Below are 1,048 nucleotides of genomic sequence, written 5' to 3'. Positions count from 1 at the left end.
TAGACGAAACTTACATAAAAGTAAAAGGACAGTGGATGTATCTATATCGTGCAGTAGATTCTGAAGGGAACACGATTGATTTTTACCTAAGCAAAACTAGAGATTCGAAATCAGCTAAGCGCTTTTTCAAGAAAGCCTTGGCTTCTTCCCATGTGTCTCAACCTCGTGTCATTACGGTGGATAAAAATCTGGCTTATCCAGTAACAATTCAAACATTAAAAGAAGAAAAACGTATGCCTGAAGGCATACAGCTAAGGCAACGTAAATATCTTAACAATATTGTGGAACAGGATCACCGTTTTATAAAGAAGAGAGTTCGATCCATGTTAGGGTTGAACTCATTTCGTACAGCTACCTTGATTTTGAATGGCATCGAAGCTATGCATATGATAAAAAAAGGGCAACTTCACCAAAGGGTGAACTATGCCCAAAATGAGGTTGAATTCATTCATAAGTTATTTAAGTTAGCTGCTTAACCTCAAGCTTAATAGGATATTGTTATTCTATGGTTCTAGCGAATTATTTTTGCACCAAAACCGTATTAACAAAAGGAATATACAGTATCTATATGAGAGTAGATGATACAAATCCTGATTACTTTGTGGGATGGGAATATAGTAGTGTAGTTTTGTTTGAAGTCGATGGAAATGGTGAATATACCATAATTGCCACTCCTAAATATGGTGATTTTTGGGACACTTACTTTTATGGTGATTACGCAACTAAAAAAATATAGAATAGAATGTTAGTTGAAGAAGACATGTGCTTATCATCTTCAACAATCGGGCCCTATTATTGAATAAACCTTAGATTTTTAAACGACTTTATTGTCTTTTTACAGGTATTTTGTCTTGTTAGCTTGATGGCGATGGGGTTGTACCCCAATTAGAGGAATAAATAAAATAAATTTTGCAGTGAATCACTCTTAAGTGCAAAATCCAGTAAGCCCATGTGCCATAAGAGTTCTACCCATTTTTGAAAATTGGTATGAAACAAGACCGGTGGTTCACTGCAAAAGGGTAGAAATGTGATATGATGCTTCTGTAGA

The 1,048-nt window shown here is 35.3% G+C and carries 1 protein-coding gene and 1 pseudogene; both read left to right on the top strand.

Annotation, left to right across the window (positions count from 1 at the left end):
• A partial coding sequence (locus ACFQZ1_RS10130; RefSeq protein ID WP_377882046.1) for an IS6 family transposase occupies positions 1 to 476 on the top strand: 476 nt, incomplete at its 5' end.
• A gap of 62 nt (positions 477 to 538) precedes the next feature.
• A pseudogene (locus ACFQZ1_RS10125) lies at positions 539 to 736 on the top strand (hypothetical protein); the annotation flags it as partial.
• Between the last annotated feature and the right edge of the window lie 312 nt (positions 737 to 1,048).

Origin of the sequence: Bacillus sp. CGMCC 1.60114 (assembly GCF_042676365.1) — a bacterium.
In the GTDB taxonomy this organism is placed as follows: Bacteria; Bacillota; Bacilli; order Bacillales; family Bacillaceae_G; genus Bacillus_A; species Bacillus_A rhizoplanae_A.
Note: the sequence above shows the minus strand (reverse complement) of the source record. Positions and strands in the feature narration are given on the sequence as shown.